General features: G+C 53.7%; 4 protein-coding genes. 1 reads left to right on the top strand and 3 read right to left on the bottom strand.

Translation table 11 applies throughout. From position 1 onward, the window contains the following. Window positions 1–662: 662 nt before the first annotated feature. From Q31a_RS12630 to Q31a_RS12620, 3 genes are all read right to left on the bottom strand, one after another. Window positions 663–1,577: a 3-methyl-2-oxobutanoate hydroxymethyltransferase gene (locus Q31a_RS12630; protein ID WP_145078100.1), complete on the bottom strand. Its 915-nt coding sequence runs from the start codon at window positions 1,575–1,577 to the stop codon at window positions 663–665. 57 nt (window positions 1,578–1,634) lie between these two features. Then, on the bottom strand, window positions 1,635–2,198 hold the full coding sequence (locus Q31a_RS12625) for a DUF1697 domain-containing protein (protein ID WP_145078098.1): 564 nt from the start codon (window positions 2,196–2,198) through the stop codon (window positions 1,635–1,637). A gap of 168 nt (window positions 2,199–2,366) precedes the next feature. Continuing rightward, entirely contained in the window at window positions 2,367–16,049 is a 13,683-nt protein-coding gene (locus Q31a_RS12620; protein ID WP_145078096.1) for a putative Ig domain-containing protein, read from the bottom strand. 548 nt (window positions 16,050–16,597) lie between these two features. Between Q31a_RS12620 and argB the strand changes: the two genes are divergently transcribed. Next, a complete protein-coding gene (argB, locus tag Q31a_RS12615) occupies window positions 16,598–17,518 on the top strand; it encodes an acetylglutamate kinase (protein ID WP_145078094.1) in 921 nt (306 codons plus the stop codon). The last annotated feature ends 96 nt before the right edge of the window (window positions 17,519–17,614 follow it).

Raw genomic sequence — 17,614 nt, 5'->3', positions numbered from 1 at the left:
TCTCTCCGTGATTTGCTTGCTTGTGTGCACGGTTAGCAAAACTAGCGATAATTTCATGGACCGGCCGAATTGAGTAAAAGTGGCCCCCTGCAAAAACCAGCTCAAAACCAAAACGTTCGTGGAGCCCGATTGTATAGGCAAATCGCCGCAGCGGACCTCTGGTAACCACTTTATTAGGGTAACCGTATTGTTCGGATCACCACGGTCGCAACTGGCTCAAACTCAGCTGGCAAGCAATCCTGGACGCTGCCCTACAACTGTTCAGCAGCCTCAATTTGCTCATCTTTTGCCATAATGTCCCCTCCCAATCGCCGATTGGCGCCAGCCGCATTGGTAGCACGAGGAGGTGAAAGGCCGATGGCACGCCCCGATGCTATGGAGTGCTGCGACTCGTCGTAGCTTTCTTGCACGGCTACCAGCGGTTTGAGCGATACAAGTATCTCCGCATGGCACTCCTCGCACCCCGCAATCGTGGCTCAAGTCCTGTTACTTATCCTTAGCTGAATCCCTTCGGGGCCAATATCTTCGGAGCCAGTGGCCGAGGAGTTTGACGCTTTTCGGCGTCTCCTGTCCACTCCGTATAAATGTATAGAACGGTTTTAGGCGATGCCATCTCTAACTCGAAAAAAACTGAAACTCGGCGCCCTTGTTGGTAGCGCCATTTACTGGCGCGGGTTCCCATCGACGGCGTCAAGAAACTGTTCGATGAGTCCTTCAGGAGCTTTGACGATATGCTCAGGCCCTGGAAATCTGCCCCCCTGGACGTCGCTGATGTAGTCTCGAAAGCCTTCGATTCGCTCTACTTGCATTGCCTGCTCCATTTTGAAGAGGTTTCGATATTGTTTTGTGTGCCGTGGATAGGGAGGTGCATGATTGCCCAAGATATCTTCGGCAAACATGAATTGAATGTCGCCGCCACTGCCCGCACCAATCGACGACGTCACCAGAGCGGTGCGACAGGAAAGTTGCTTCAGTAGCTCGGCCGGTACAACTTCGACTTCGACGGCCCAAGCTCCTGCTTTCTCGAATGACTGAATTTGTTTGAATATCCAGATTGCCTCTTCAATTGTTTTTCCGACAGCCTTGAGTCCGCCAGTCCAAGTGCTCAACCGCGGCACCAAACCAGCGTGAGCTTGCACGGGAATTCCAACGCTCGAAACAGCCCGAATGAATTCTGGTCCCCATTGGCACATGATTCCATCAGCTCCGGCTTCCATCGCGTCAAAGCCAGCACGGACCGCCTCCTCCACCGTCGCAACCTTTGTCAGCCCGATGCAGAATGTCATGAAAGTATTAGACGCTGCGTTTCGGATCGCAATGGCACTGGCCGGACTGCTTGGATCAAACTTAACTTTGAGCGTATCGATTCCAGCCTCTTGGGCCGCCGCTGCCTCGCTTGTCGTAAAAGGCATGGTCTCGGTGAGAACGGTTTTCCCTTTCAGTTCTTGAAGGTGTTTTATGGTGTAATTGCGAGTTGCATATTGGCCACCAAGGGTCATGGTCCGGTGCAATCCCCGTTGGTACGCATCTCTGGGAGGCAGTGCATTCGGTAGGGTTCCGTCAGGATTCATGGGCATGTTTTTCAGTTTGAGGGAATTTTCACCATGAGGCACTTGTGCCTCAAACGTTAGATCCTATGCGTTCGTTTCAACGATTCTGTTCATTCCAATGCCAACGCCAAGAGTTTTTTGCACCGTGCGATAGTTGCGAGTCGTGGTTGCGACACCGAGATGCTTTTCCACCGCGGATGCCAACTTGGATCGTTCAATTCCGTCCAGTGGGTGCAGATAGAAGACGCCGTCCGACATTCGAAAATTCTCAGTTGAAGTTTTGTCTGCATCAAGAGCCTCTACGCTCACGTTCGTCGGGGAGCGTTCGAGAAAGAAAAGGAGAAGCGACTTGGCATCGGAAGTCGCTATGGGAAAAGGGTTCTCGTCGATCGCCTGTTGCAAGTCCTCCACTCCAAGAATGAAGTCTTGGGGCGCGAAACCGTGTTTCACTTCAACGTGACTGCGGATTGATTTTGCGAGCGATGAGGCGTTCTTTGCTTTCGAGTCGAAGACAACGTTTCCGCTTGGGATGTAAGTCCTGATATTGTGACGTTTTAGCTCAGCAAGATCAGTGGCCAGCTTTTTCATCGGCAAAACATTCTTACCGCCAACATTGATGCCTCGAAACAGGGCAATCCATCTGTTCATGCTCTACTTCCAGTACCTATGCTGTGGGTCGCCACCAGCAATACGATAAACAGCCGACAACCAAGCTCTCCAAAATCCTCAAGAATTCGGCGAAAGCCCCTGGAACACCCCCAAATCTCTACAGTCCTAATTCGACTCAAAATACGACCGCAATTCAATTGGTAATACTTAGTCCGCCTCCCCATCTAAATTGCTGTCGTATAGCGGAATGGAAACTCCTCCAGTTATCGAAATCTGGAATCCTCCGGTTGGCACGACAGGAGACCACATGCTCGCTATTAGGTCATCAGACCAGCCATCTGCATTGCCGATCCCGAACCCCATGATCAAAGTTGATCCTAACGTGTAACCCGCTCCCAAAACTGTCGTCGTCTGACCAACTAATAGGTAAGGCCCCGCGAGCGCTAACGATGGAAAGGACGGTGTTGCAAAGAACCTTGCAACTGAAACCTCAAATCCGCCAATTGTAAAACTAGCTGGCCAGGAAAAATTGGGACCAGCACTAATACCCGCAATAATTGTTCCGGATGCAGCTCGCACATAAGTGTCGTACGTATTGTCACCATTCGGGTTCGGTCCGTTTTCGGTGTGCATAACGTTTAACTGTAAACCCACTGACGTACCAATCGGTCCTGTCCCCGGCGCAATGTCAGACGCCTTCGGGTCAAAAGTCCCCGCAAAGCTCGTCCCGCTCCAATCGACCGTGTCGAAATACCGGGAAGTTACATAACCAGCAACTCCGGTTCCAATTGCCGCCAGACCGCCAATAATTCCGCTCGCAACTGCAACTTCGGTAAATGATGTTGTCCTACCGCTCGGATCGGAGAATGCAACCGGATTGTTGCGTCCGTAAATGTATCTGTGCAACGAAAACGGATCTTCAATTGTACCGTTATTGGGGTCGACGCTCACGAAACGACCAGTCTTGCGGTCGTAGTGCCTCGCCCTCATCTGGATCGGTCCGTCAGGGATATCTTGATAGCCACCGGCGAAGGTGAACGGGTTTGGCTGCGTCACGGTCGCATCCAATTCGTTCCCATAGGGATCATAGGAATACAGGTTGACCACCTGACCTGAGAGGTCTGTAAGACCGATTACGCTGTCGACGAGGTCTGTATGGTAGAAATTCGTCGCTCCTTGATCGTCAGACTGCCACAACAATCCACCGGCATCGACATAGGTCGTATGCCTACCGCTATTCGCATCGCGCGTCTCAAGTAGCACCGGAAGATCCGCACCTAATGCATGAACGTGCTCCGAACGTTCGCCATCGACCGTCGTCGCGATACGATTCCCTACGTGGTCATACTCGTATTGAATAGTGGTCTGATTTCCGGGCTCGAGGCGTTCGTAAAGGAGGAGCTGCCCTAGCGGATTCCATTCAAAGGTTTCGTACTGCTGTGCGTCACGCTCGGTTTGGATAAGCGAACCGTTCTCGTTATACGTATAGCTGTCGACGTGTGCTCCCTGCCGCTCTACGAGTCGGTTGCTTTCGTCATAGGTGTACTCGACAATCTCACCATCCGACCGCACTTCACGTACTCGATTCCCCGCGTCATCATACTCCCAAGAAATTCCCTCAACGCCATCACTGTCTATTCTCTGCCAACGGATGAGGAAAACGTTTTCGTCATACTCGAACGTTTCCGTAGCTGCCTCTCCATCGATGAGAGTCTCTCGCACGAGCACATTTCCGAAACTATCGTACTCGTGGGAAAGCCTGATGACTTCAAGTCCTTCCCCGTTAACAACACTTCTTGTTAGCAATCGGTTTCTAGTATCGTATGTGTTGTACTCGCTGGTGCCGCTTGAAAACTTTTTAGCAATTAGGTTGCCCCTCGTGTCGTAGTCAAGCGAAACGGTCGTCGTCCCATCACTCACCGACGCGATCGAGGAATCCAGATTATATTCGTATTGAATAAAACCAGTTTCGGTTACAAGTCGTGTGACTCGACTCGCTTGGTCGTAGATGTAATTGACAACGTGCCCATTCGCATTCGTATGACTGACAAGCCGATTTCGGTCGTCGTATCTGTATGTCTCCGACCCGCCGGGGTGTTCCACTACAATCGTGTTCTCCTCAGCAGATACCTGGTAAGCATAGCTATCACCGTTAGAAGATTGAATCCTATCCAGATTGCCAGCCAGATCGTAGGAGTAAGAGGTGGTTATTCCCTCGAAATCCGTACGTGACTCGAGCTGCCCGCCGATGGTGTAGCGGAACTCGCTGGTCTCGCCAGTTGGCATAGTCAGCTGGAGGATTCGTCCCGCACCATCACGCTCGAATAGTGTCGATTCGCCCAGTGGATTGGTATGCCGCACCAAACCTCCTAAAGCGTTGTAGTCATATTCGTTAATCGCGCCATCGGGACCGATCGTCCGTACGAGACGCGATTCGCCGTCGTACTCAAAACGGTGCACATTGCCCGTGGCGTCTATCGACTGAACTAAATTACCACCCTTATCATACTGAGATTGCACATCACCCCCATCTGGGTACACCACACTTTCTATTTCGCCAAACGCATTCCGATTAATCTGAGCAGTCCCGCCACCGGCGTCAACAACTTCGGAAATTCGACCTACAAGGTCATACCGAAACGCAGTTCGATTGCCTGCAGCATCAATTTGAGAAGTACGATTCCCAACGGTATCGTATTCATAGCGAGTGCCCCCACTACTATCTGCAATCGCTATCAGATTCCCGACTGCATCGTATTGAAATCTCTGCACCTCTGAACCGCCACCATCGACGGCGGGAGGTAGGATCCGCTCCACAAGATTCCCGCTTGCGTCATACCGATAGCTTTCTGCGCCTCCGACCGTGTTTTGCATACTGACCGCTTGCCCAATTGCATCAAACGTGGTCGAAACGGTCTCACCTGTTGGAGTGGTCGCCAGCTCAGGCACCGAATTATCAAAACCACTTAACTCAAATCTATTGCCATCCGCATTCAAGATAGCAGAGACTTGATTGCTCGCAGTGTATTCGAATGTGGTCTTAGCACCAAAGACATCGGTTGCGAAGATACGATTCCCATTTCGATCAAACACATTGCTTTCTTGGAGGGAAACTTGTTGTCCACCGAGCGTCACTTCACTGCTAGTCGCAGTGACGCGGCCGAGCGAGTTATACACCATATTGCTGACGAGCCCTTCAGGGTTTGTCTGGGCAACCACGTTCCCTGCAACATCATATCCCCGAACAACCACAAATCCTCTTGCGTCGGTTTCAACCGTGAGACGACCTCGATTGTCGTAAGCAAAGCTATGCGTTCTATCTTCTTGAGCGATCGACGTTAGATTCCCTCGGTCGTCGTATTGCATTTCCGTGCGATTGCCAAGAGGATCGACAATGGAGGTGCGATTTCCAGAATGGTCGTATTGATAGACTGTCATCGCGCCATTCGGAAGCATTATCGAAATCGGTCGACCGGAAACCTCTCTCTCAATCCGACTGGAATTTCCGAGTGCGTCAGTCGTTTCAACCAATCTGCCGCCGGAGTCGTACTGGTAACTCGTTACGTTCCCAATACCGTCCACGTAGCTTTGAACACTACCAAACTCGTTGTACTCGAAAAATTCCGTTTGGCCCAACGCATCCGTTACGACCTGGGTAGCATTGCCCGGATCCACCAAGATAGTCGTTGCGTTGCCGTTGACATCAATAATCCGTTCTACTCGACCGTTTTGGTCATACGACAATCGAGTAATTGGCCTGTCCAAGGGGTCCACAATTTCTTCGAGGTAGTGCTCTACCACGTTGTTGTAAGTAAACTTGACAACGTTTCCATTGGCATCTGTTGCCGAAACCAAATTGCCCTCAGCATAGCCATATTGAAGGGTAGAATCATCTTGATTCGTGATCTTGGTGATCCTGCCACGACTGTCACGCTCAATTCTTACGTTGACACCTAATCCATCACCAAGAATTTCGTTGTCACTGAAAACGATCCTATTGCCATTTCTGTCAGTGGCGGAATTCAGTTTCCCACTCGCTCCATCAACGCGATACGCAATTCCGTCGCGGGTCGTCAGTACATAGGCACCTCCGAAATCTGGAGATGCTGGGTTGTAGGGGATGCCGCCAGGGGCGTAGAGTTCGCCTTGCTCGTTGACGTGTAGATATTGGCTCACGCCGGTGGAAAGCGTGCTGGTGACGCCAGGATCAGGGGTGAACCTGGGGCGTGCTAGGACCAAATTGTTGCCGCCCCAGCCGGGTAGCACCCGGATGTCCGGATTGAACGTGAAGCCTTGGCGGCCCTGGCCAGGCACGTTCAAGTAGACTTTGACGCCAGCGCGCAGGGCGCTGTAGATACCGATGTCTTCTAGTCCGCTCTTGGGTAGACCGACTCGCAAGTCCGTGTTGCGGTATTCGAGTCTCCAGCCGTAGCCGAAATCACCTTCACGATCTGCTTGCAACGTGTCGTAGATACGAGTGATCTCAAGCGGAATACCGGCCACAGGGATCACCATGTCGGTGAAGCTCAAGCGGAAGTTGCCGAGTTTCAATTCGCCTGCCAAGCCGACATGATGTTCAGTGACGTTGACAACAGCGTCCGTGGTGACGACTTGCAAGCGGATCACGTATTCATCGTTCAGAAGTAGGCTTGTGTCCCACACGCCTAACTCGCCATTGGTGACCGGAGTGATGCTTTCGAAGAACTCCGTGAAAGACGACTCATCGACGTGGCGATAGGAAAGTTTGTACGCGGCGAAGTCGTCGTGCGAAGCTGTACCGACGATGGATACCATGCCGGTCACTGCCGCCGAGTCGGCGGGACTGGTAATCAACGCCGTTGGAACCTCGTCACCGCCTTGCCCATCCCAACCTTCAGGAAAGTCGTAGGCGAATGTGTTGGTCTTCGTCGTAATGTTACCATTGGTGTCGATCGCCGTTGCCGTAGCAGTGATGGTTGAAAAACCCCACTTGTCAAATCTAAATTCGGCAGTGCCAGCGGCGTCCAGTGGTATATCTTGACCATTGGCCTTAAGTGTCAGCGAGGCGATCGCAACATTATCGATCGCTCGTACAAATACTCTGAACTGAGTTCCCCATGGCTTGTTGCCGACAGGGCTTTCACCGGGAAATACAATCGCACTCAGCTTTGGGGCAACCGAGTCCTCGATCACATCGAGGGTGAAGTCTTGTACGATCTGACCACCACGCGGGTCGCTGACCTGCACTTTAAAATCGTGTGAGCCAATCAATGGCACTTTGGTCTGCCAGCGGACACGACCGAAACGATCGATGGTGACTCCGGTGGGTGCGTCGATAAGCTCGAATAGCAATTGATCTAAATCAGCATCACTGGCCAACACGTCATAGCGGAATTCGGCACCAGCAGCTACTTCAGCTGGCGCGGAACTATTGATGACCGGTACCGTGTTGGCGGCCAAGATATCCAGCTCGTAGGATTCGACCGCGCTGGCTCCACCCGCATCGGTGGCAATGAGTGTCACGACATGCTGGCCCACTTGCGCAGCCGTGGGCGTCCACGTGACAACTCCCGCTGAGGCGTCAACGGTCAACCCATCCGGGCCTCGCCCAACGCTAAAGTTGATCGCAGTCGACTCAGGATCGGATGCAGCCAAAGTGTACGAATAAGCTGTTCCAACGGATCCGAAGCGACCAGCGGTAGAGCTGATGATCGGTGGTGAATTGGCTCGCCCGGCAGCAACACGGATAACGAAGGCTTGCGTTACCGCTCCGCCGATGCCGTCGCTGACCTGAATGACGAGGTCTTGTTCGCCCAACTGATCGACGGTTGGAGTCCAAGACACCTCGCCGGTTGTTTCGCTGATCGTCATGCCTTCCGGAGCGGCCAGCAACGCATAGGTCAACGGATCTCCTTCACGATCGACGGCCCCGACGGAATACAGAAACGCAGTTCCGACAGCCGCTTCTGTCAGAGGAACGCTGACAAGTCGCGGCGGTCCGCCGAAGCGACTGACTTTCAATTTGAATGTTTGTTCGTCCGTCGCTCCCGACGGATCGCTCACCTGAATCAGGACGTCCGACTCGCCAAGCTGATCGGCGGCAGGTGTCCAGCGAATGGTCCCAAGCGTTGGATGAACGCTCATCCCGACGGGAGCTTCCAGCAGCGTAAAGGCGAAGATATCGTGGTCGGCATCGGAAACCATCACGTCGTAAACGAAGCCTTGCCCCAACGCGACGGATGTTATCGGCTCGGACGCGATGTCCGGACTTGCGTTCAATGCAAAACCAATGACTTCGATGGTCAACGAAACCGTTTGGGTGTTGTTGTCGGCGGTGGTTGCTGTGACTTCGACGGTCTGCTCGCCCAGCTGACTTGCTGCGGGCTTCCAATTGAGCGTTCCATCGGCTGCCAACGTCAAACTTTCCGGCCCGGAGATGATGGCCCAGGACACTGGGCGGCCAAGCTGGTCGGTCGCGGAAATGCGACTGAAGTAGTCGGCCGTGACCGTCGCAGTCAAACGCGGCAGCGTGATTCGAAGCGGCAGAACCGTGGGCGTCGTGTCGAGTACGTCAACGGTCCACGTAGCAGTTGTCGTTGCGCCGGCTTCGTCGGTTACTTCGACGATAAAATCGTGTGGACCGACGGCGCTAGCTGCGGGCAACCAATTGAGTCGCCCGGATACAGGGTCGATGGTTGCCCCAGCGGGCGATTGCGTCAAAGCATAGGTCAACTCAGTGGATTCGGCATCCTGGGCGATGATGTCGTAGACGTAGCTGAGACCGACATTGGCAAGTGATGTCAACACAGGCAGGCTGCCTATGCCACTTGACGGGGCAACAATCGCGGGCGGCGTATTGGGCGCGGTAACGTCGAGATAGAAATCATGCAGTGAAATAGACCCCGATGCGTTCGTCGCGCGGAGGATCACGAGGTGCTCGCCGACTTGATCGATCGTTGGACGCCACGCCACAAGGCCTTTGTTTGGATCGATGGTCATGCCATCAGGCGCCAACGACAAGTCATAAACAATCGCTTCGTCAGCGATTCCGATCGCGACCGACGCGTAACGGAAAGTCTGTCGCGCTTCAATGCTCGATCCGGGCGTCGTGACGAAATGCACACCACCGGTAACGGAAGTGTTTGTGGGCTGAAGTACAAAATCGTTGCCGGAGAGAACTTCGTCGGCGGCTAGCGTAACGGTCAGTCCATCGCGTCCGGCAGCATCCGCCCACCCCGGCGGCACATCAGCACGGATCGTGTAGTTGCCCGCATCGAGTCCCGTCAGCGCGTAGTTGCCGTTGCGGTCCGATGTTGCCAGCGGTTCGTTCTCGCCTCGTGTACCATCGCCATCGATGTCCGCGAAGGCTTTCCAATAGGCAATCGCGTCGCCCGAAGCCGTCTCGAGCCGACCGCGAACATGGCTGAGCGTAAGTTGCTCGATGGCCGAGTCAAACGCCGTTTCAGTGTTGGCCGATGCCGTCACATTGGTTGCATCAATTGGCACTTCGTAAGCCGCAACGGGAGAAACACGAACCGGGTACTCGCCCGGCAATAGATCGTCGAAGCGATAGTTCCCGTCCGCATCCGTTAGCGTTTGTAGCTCGCCCGGATCGGGATAAGCATTGCCGTTGGTGTCGATGTACAGATGCCAATTTTCCAGCGATGGCTCGGCTGGTACTGTATCCTCACTCCCATCGTCTTGATCACCGTCTCCGTTGAGATCTTCGAACAAGTGACCAACGATGCTACCGCGCAGTTCAGGAAGGACTTCCGATACGAATGTCTGCGTATCGAAACCACCGCGTCCATCCTCAACGGAAATGGTGAATGACCGCTCTCCTGCAACCGTTAGCCCGACGGTCTGCTGAGGAACTGCTCCGGTTAGATAGCCGGCGTTTCCATATTGAGATGAGTCGTACGCACTGTAGGAAGTAGAATTGTCGAATCGGTAGTCCAACGTTACCAAGGGATTGTCATCGTATTGCTCGGCCATGCCTTGCTGGATTTCTGCCTGGGATCGTGCGACGCTCCAAACACGGAAATTGTCCACCGTCGATTGGCCACCAGTGAGCACGAGAGGATCGTCACTGGCGTACTGTATCGAAGAAGGCAGGGCTGTTTCGCCGACTACCTCACCATCGACGTAAATGGTCGCTGTGTGGCTGGCGTCGTCGATCGTCAAAGCGATGTGATACCAACGATCCGTTTCCTGAACGAACGGCGCGCGATAGTCAATCGAGCCGCTGTCGAATCTTGACGTGAATTGGATGCGGTCGTTGCCCAGCAGGCGAAGGTAGTACGCGTAACCAGGTCCATTTTGTTGTGAGAATAACAGGGCTGCGCCATTGCTGGCTGTCAGAGTGTGAATATTGAACCAACCGTCGACCGTGACACTCGGCGTTTGGTACGATTCGTCCGCAGCGACTCTGATCGATCCGTTTTCGCCGAATTCCGTAAACTTACGTGCTTCACCGCGACCGTCCCAGGTCACCAAGCCCGTTGTTGGATCGATGGTGGCTCCGGCCGGTCCGTCCAGCAATCGATAGCGTATGGCATCGTTATCGCTATCAAGGGCCGTTGCTTGATACGTGAAAACTTCATTGGCTCCAATTGTCGTTTCAGCTTGAGTAGCGAACAATGGAGTCGCATTTTCGCGGGCTGGCTGAACGTCGATTTTGTAGGTCTGCGTGGCAACACCTCCACGCCCATCGTCCGCCGAGATGGTCACTGAATGCTCGCCGACTTGATCGGGAGAAGCCGCCCACAGCAATGCGCCCGTTTCACCGTTGATGATCAAGCCCCCGGGACCATCGACGATCGCATAAGTTAGCGGATCGCCGTCTGGATCGACGGCATCGGCGTCGTAGCGATAGACTTCGTTCGGGTCAAACCGGTTGTAGATGACACTCACGGTGTCGTCGCCTTGATTGCTGACGATCAAGTCAATTCGCCCGTCGCCGTCGGCATCTTCGGCACTCATTGCAACTGGATTGTCGCCGACAGTAATCAACTGAGGGCGAGCAAATTGATTTCCACCTCGTCCGTAAATGATCGCTACCTGATTTAGATCCCCAAGCGTTGCCGACAAGTCAAGGTTGCCGTCATCGTTGAAGTCAACGGCGGCCAGTGCTGAGGGGGAGCCTGAGAGAGCGACGTATTGTGGAGCATCAAATCCTCCGAGACCATCGCCTGGCAAAATCATGATGCGATTGGAATCGGGCAACGACAACACGACATCGTTGTTTCCATCGGCGCTAACATCAGCCAGCAGGAAATCGTTGGGCCGGTCTCCCAGTGGAACCGCGACTGGCTCATTAAACGTGATGTCGCCATTGCCCATAAGAACCCAAAGTGCATTGTTTACTTCATCGATTACCAACAAATCGGATGAGTCATCATCATTAACGAAACCGCTCAATACATCGACCGGAGCTCGCCCAACGGCAATGTCATTTCGAGTCCAGTTATCCACGCCTCCGGAAAAGATCGAAATCGAACGAGCGGATCGATTGGCGGTAACGATTTCGGTAACCCCGTTCTGGTCGAGATCAAACACGGTCAGTGCAACGGGCCCAAAATCGGTAAACAAATCCGGCTGTCGATTCAAATTCCCAAGGTTGTCACCGAGAAACCATTTGACGCGCGAGTTATCGGTGTTCGTCGCCAAGACATCATCGTTTCCATCGCCATTGAGATCGACTGAAACGATGTCGGTTAGCCTCTGACGGGCACCATTGAGTATGGTGGCGAAATTCCCAAGGGTTTGACCGTTCGCCACGACGTCCTCTCGACCATCGTTGTCGAAATCGCCAAACGAGATTGCACCGTAGCTGTTAGGCACGTCATAGGCAATCCGATCTTGAAAACTACCGTCACCGTTGCCGAGCAAGATCCCCAACGACTGTGAACCTTGCACATCGGTGAACAACACGTCGTCGTGACCATCGTGGTTGATGTCACGCACAAACAGTTGAGTTTCTAAATTCGCGGTCCTCCACGCGGGATAGATATCTGTGCGGCCAAATGTTCCATCGCCGACACCGAGATGCACCGAGATCGAATAGTATTCGTAAACAGCGACGTCGGGGATGCCATCCTCGTTGAAATCGCCCGTCGTCATCCAGCTCGTGCTGGTGTAGTCGGTCGCAGCTTCGGCAATGAAAGTGCTCACGGGCGTGGTGAAAGTACCGTCGCCCAATCCAGGATAAACGACCAGACGAAACGGTTCGTCGGTTAGTCTCGCAACCACTCCAATATCTGATTTGCCGTCTTGATCGAAGTCGTCAACCGACATCGTATAGCCGTGCCCTGTAGCTCCCGGGCCTAAGTCGCTATACAAAATCTCGTTGTCGAAGACCCATGTTCCTGGGTTGTCCACGTCGTACAGAAAAACCTGCACTCCGTCTGCCGTTGTGTTCGAGGATGCAAAATCAAGGTAGCCATCTCCGTTGAAATCGCTCCAAGCAGGCTGGCGACCACCGGAGGACTCTTGGAAGGTAATTTCAAAAGTGCCATCTCCGTTTCCAAGGGCCGCAAGATAACGAGGAGCGGGACCACCCTGAACTCCATTGTGTCCGTTCCAAAAGACGTCGAGGATTCCGTCTTGATTGAAGTCCTCGACAGTGCCGCTGGTAAGGAATTCGTTTCCGATAGAGGGAGTCGCAGGAAAAGGATCGTCGAATGTCCCATGGCCTCGTCCTAGCCATGTTCGGGAAATGCCCTGATACGAAGGGGCCCAGAGGTCAACAATTCCGTCGTTGTTGAAGTCGCCCGCCTCATAGAAAGCCTTAGGGCTGTTTACTAAGAAGTCAGAATGGAGGGTAGAACTCGAGGCGAAGACACCTGGCTGATCAGCCAAGATCACCGTGACGCTTGCGAAACTGCCGCCGATATGACTGCGATAGGTCGAGATATCCAGTAGGCCGTCTTGGTTGTAGTCCCCAACCAGCACTCCCTTCGCGTTTGATTCGTTGTTTGTGAATGCATACGACGATTCGCCGAAGGCAGGTAGTGTCAAATTGGTGGTAGTGAACGTGCCGTCACCTCGATTGATCAACACCGACGGCATTTGCCCTGCTGAGCCGGTTCCACCACGACTACTTGCGACGACGATGTCCAAATCACCGTCGTTGTCGATATCAACAGGATCGCCATTGCCCGCCGCATTATCGGGGAAATTGACGATCGCGTCGGCACCATCTTGATAGGTAAAGTTCGTGCCGCTTCCATCGCCAAGATAGACTCCTAGTCCGCCGGAGCGGCTTGACGAACCATAAAGCGACCCGTAGGCGATATCTTCATGGCTGTCTCCATTGAAATCACCAAGGAAAACGGCAAACATCTGCTTGGGCGGCCCCGGGGAAGCATACGGATAGAATGGATTTACCGCATCCAGCGTTGCTGCAACACTAAAACCCAAAGCTCCATCGTTGGACATCACTGTGATGCTTAATTCACCGAAATCGCCCAACACGATATCTCGATCGCCGTCGCCATCCATGTCCGCGACCGCGTAATTGCGTGCTGGCCCAAAATAAGAAGAAATCAGTGGACCGGCAGGATCGCCATAGACAGTCACAAAGTCATCGAACGTGCCGTCTCCACGCCCAAGCATGTAGCCGAGTTCCTTTTGCGTATTCGACATACCCACCAGATCGAGGTTGCCGTCTTGATCGAGATCCACTGACTTAAAGTTGTAGAGGTTCGTCGTCAAGGTTGTCGAAACCGCATCTGCGAAATCCCCCTGCCCATTGCCACGAAGAAAGTGCATCGTCGATGTCTCACCATCCGTCGTGAGTATGTCGAAGTCACCGTCGTTGTCGAAATCCGCCACCCGAAGCGTGCTGTATTTCGAGTTACCCTTTGCCGGTAACTCTCCCACTGTGATCGCTTCGCCGAACGTACCATCGGGGTTGCCCAACGTCACGTTGATCAGCTGTTGATAGGTTTGCGTCGGCAGCCAATCAAATACTAAACCTGAGACCACCAGATCAAGCGTCCCATCGCCATTGAGATCCGCCTGGTCCATGCCACTAATTGCGTTCCTATCGAATGTGCTCTCGAATGCAGGGAGCCCAACGTCGACGCTATAGCCGCTACGCAGCACTTGACCAGTCGGAGCTGGCTCGCCAACGGACACTCGGATCGGCAAGTCAAAGAGATCGTTGCCAAGTGAATCAATTTGCGAAAGTGACTGATCACCCGCGTTGAGCGTCACCAACCCTGGACCGCGGAAGCCATTGATGACTGAGACGCCTGCAGGTCCGGCTCCTGTGGCGACGGTCGTGATTTCAAATCCACTCGACGCGATCGCCTCGGTGACCGGATCACTCACAAAATTCGGTGGACGATTTTGCAAGGTCGCATGAACGGTAATGGTATAGCTCTGCTCGACGTACAGTCCAAATGGATCGGTGGCGCGCAGCGTAATACGATGTGAACCAATGTCCGCTTGGTCCGTGGACCACTGCAATACGCCGGTTGCCGGATCGATCGTAGCCCTCTCGGGCCCCACTAGCATCGAATAGGTCAGAGTCTGACCGTCTGGATCGGTGGCGTGCGCCGCGTAGCGGTACTCGTTGCCCGCTTCGATCGAATCGACGGGGGTGGAGCTAAATCCGCTCGGGGCCACATTGAGTGTCCCCAGAGTACTCAGCTTGTAGCTGAAACGGTCGCCACTCTCATTCAGAAATCGGATCTCACGAGAACGAATGCTGGCACCAGGAGCCAGCGGCTGACCATCCATCTCGGAGGTCAAGTCAAAGTAGGGGCGACCATCTTGCAAAAAGCCATCCGGATGCATGGCATGCACGTCCAGCTCCGAGACGTTATCGATGGCCACCAACAAACGCCCCGTGACAGCCTGACTGCTGAGGTTGGTCACCATCAACTCGGTCACCAATTCCGTGTTGTCTCCAGCCAGGCTGGTCCGGCCGTAGCTGGCCGCGAAACTACCACTCAAGTCTTGCAACTTCGAAAAATCTAACGGAGCAAGCTCACGGGTGCTCTGCGAACTAGCGCTGACACCTTCGGGGGCCGGCAGCAAAGCATCGACAAATTCAAAACCACGAATGAGGGTACTGGTATCGTCATCACCATCGTTGTTCACCAGCCGTGTCGTTACGCGAACTTGCGTCCCTGCCGCTAAGCCCGACAAGTTGATCGTGGCCGTGGAATCTGCCCCACTCGGTTCAGTCGTCGTGGAGACGCCCGCGCCGAATACAGGCTCTAAGTCTTCGCTCCAGTTGTAAACCGCGTCACGACCGGAGGAATAGGGGAACGAGAGTGGATTACCTTGGAAGTCGGTCACCTCGATTTCAAACGCATCGCGAATGCTCCGACGACTCTCCAAGTCAAACTCGGGGGCTTGAAAGCTGATGCGGAGCGCCGTCGAATCGTTCGGTAGAGTGAATTCACGGACAAACTCCGTCGCGAACTGAGTCTGTTCCTGCAATTGCGGCGAGCAAGCCAGGGCAGGGTAGAGGCCCGTCCCCAATTCCAGGGCACCACGCGGCTCCTCGGAACCTTGGGCATTCAAGTAGTCAATCACCAGCAGCGCATCGATGGGAGCCACGTAGCCGTCGCAGCTAACATCCAAGTAGCCCACGCCGTCGGTGCTCTCGACCTGTTTGGGCAATACTCCAGAGAGTGGATCGCTGATATTGCGGCCGTTGAGTTCGTTGATCACCAGCAGCGCATCGAGTGGGCTGACGAAGCCGCCACTGTCTCCATTGACGTTCAAACGATTGGAAACGTTATGCCAAATCGCTGCCGCCAGAACTCGCCGATGCTCCAGCTGCTCGAAACGAGTGACGCGGGAAGCGGCCCTACGGGTCTTTTTTTTGAAAAGCCCCTCCCTACGAAGGGATGTCAAACGCTGACAGATTCTGGAAGCAGAAAGTCTCGGCATGGTGGGAAATCTCGTAAAACTCTAGCAAGCAGGGGCAGGTGCTGAGCCAGGCACTGGCGTCTGAAAGGAGGCCAAACATCAGGGCACTCCCGGAGCTCGCGTTTGGAAAGAAATCCGCACAACAGCCAACCTGGCAAGCCTAGTCTAACTAGGCAAAAACCGGCCATAGGCCAATTATGGGGGTAAAGCATTCCGTTTATTGGAGAATTCCCCAAGCGGTACAATCAGCACAATCGACTCATCGGTGCAAACCAGGGGGTGAACGCACTCCGAAATACAGGTAGTAGACCGCGAGAAATTCCTGGAAGAACCGGCCTTGTCGTCCCTTAGTAGATTGACGCCAAGCTTAACTCTGGTTTAGCATTGGGCCCTTACTAAATTGCGAACTACTAAGCCACCCAACGCGGGGGATCGAGCCAGGAACTGGCTACGAGCCCCTCGTTGCGTTGATGGACAGAAGTAAACTGCCGCCGCGAGCCAATTCGCATCAGGTAGCGAAGGTTCGCGATTCGCACGCTAGTCAGTCCAGCGAAAGTTAATGATTCAAAGTGCAAGATGCTATTGCTAAGGCAGATACTCTAATTGAAGCGATGGGCTGGATCCGTCGTTTTCGTGGCAAGACGACCGTGATTAAGCTGGGAGGTAGTCTCCTAGAAGATACGGAAGCGATCCGGCATCTTTTGCTCGACGTTATCTTCATGGAAACAGTCGGTATGAAGCCGGTGATTGTCCATGGCGGGGGTCCGAACATCAATCGCGCCATGGAAGAGGCCCGGCTGGAATCGCAGTGGATCAACGGTCGGCGTGTCACAGACGAAGCGACGCTGGATATCGTGGAGCGAGTCTTGGCCGGTGAAATCACCCAGTTCCTGACCGATGAGATCGAGCGATTGGGTGGGCGAGCTGTCAACCTGAACTTTGCAGCGGATACCAATGTCCTGACGGGTGAGAAGCTACTGTTGGAGGACGGAGGGCAGCAAATTGACCTAGGGTTCGTCGGCAAAGTGACTCACGTCGATCGAGCCGTTATTGAAAGTATAAGCTACGCCAATCAGGTCCCCGTCATTCCTTCGATGTGTATTGACGGCACGGGCCAAAAGTTCAACGTGAACGCTGATACTGCCGCCATGGCCGTTGCGGAAGCCTTGGGAGCTGAGAAGTTGATTTTCCTCAGCGACGTCAACGGAGTCCGACGTGACAAGAAGGATCCAGCCACCCGCATTAACTCCTTGACATCCGCCGAAGCGCAGCAGCTGATAAAAGACGGCATTATTGATGCTGGCATGATCCCCAAGATCGAAGCTTGCATCTCCACACTCCAGCGAGGAGTGCGGAAGGTGCATATCATCGACGGCAAGTTACGACACTCGTTGTTGCTTGAAATTTACACAACCAGCGGCGTCGGAACCGAGCTGGTACAACACCGCACGAGCCCCCCCGCAGTGATTGCCGATAGCCCAGTAAACTAATCGGACCAGAAATTACGTCAAACGAGTTGGATCCAAGTAACTACAACCTCATATTGGCAGCCGTTTAGCGCTGCCTTTTTTAATTGCAAGTGAAAA

The organism is Aureliella helgolandensis, from assembly GCF_007752135.1.
Taxonomy (GTDB): Bacteria; Planctomycetota; Planctomycetia; order Pirellulales; family Pirellulaceae; genus Aureliella; species Aureliella helgolandensis.
This window is presented reverse-complemented; position numbering and strand designations above follow the sequence as displayed.

What these genes read in the sequence shown, in the direction of transcription:
- Q31a_RS12630 (WP_145078100.1), bottom strand. Translation starts at nt 1,577, where the DNA reads ATGCCCATGAATCCTGACGGAACCCTACCGAATGCACTGCCTCCCAGA.
- Q31a_RS12625 (WP_145078098.1), bottom strand. Translation starts at nt 2,198, where the DNA reads ATGAACAGATGGATTGCCCTGTTTCGAGGCATCAATGTTGGCGGTAAG.
- Q31a_RS12620 (WP_145078096.1), bottom strand. Translation starts at nt 16,049, where the DNA reads ATGCCGAGACTTTCTGCTTCCAGAATCTGTCAGCGTTTGACATCCCTT.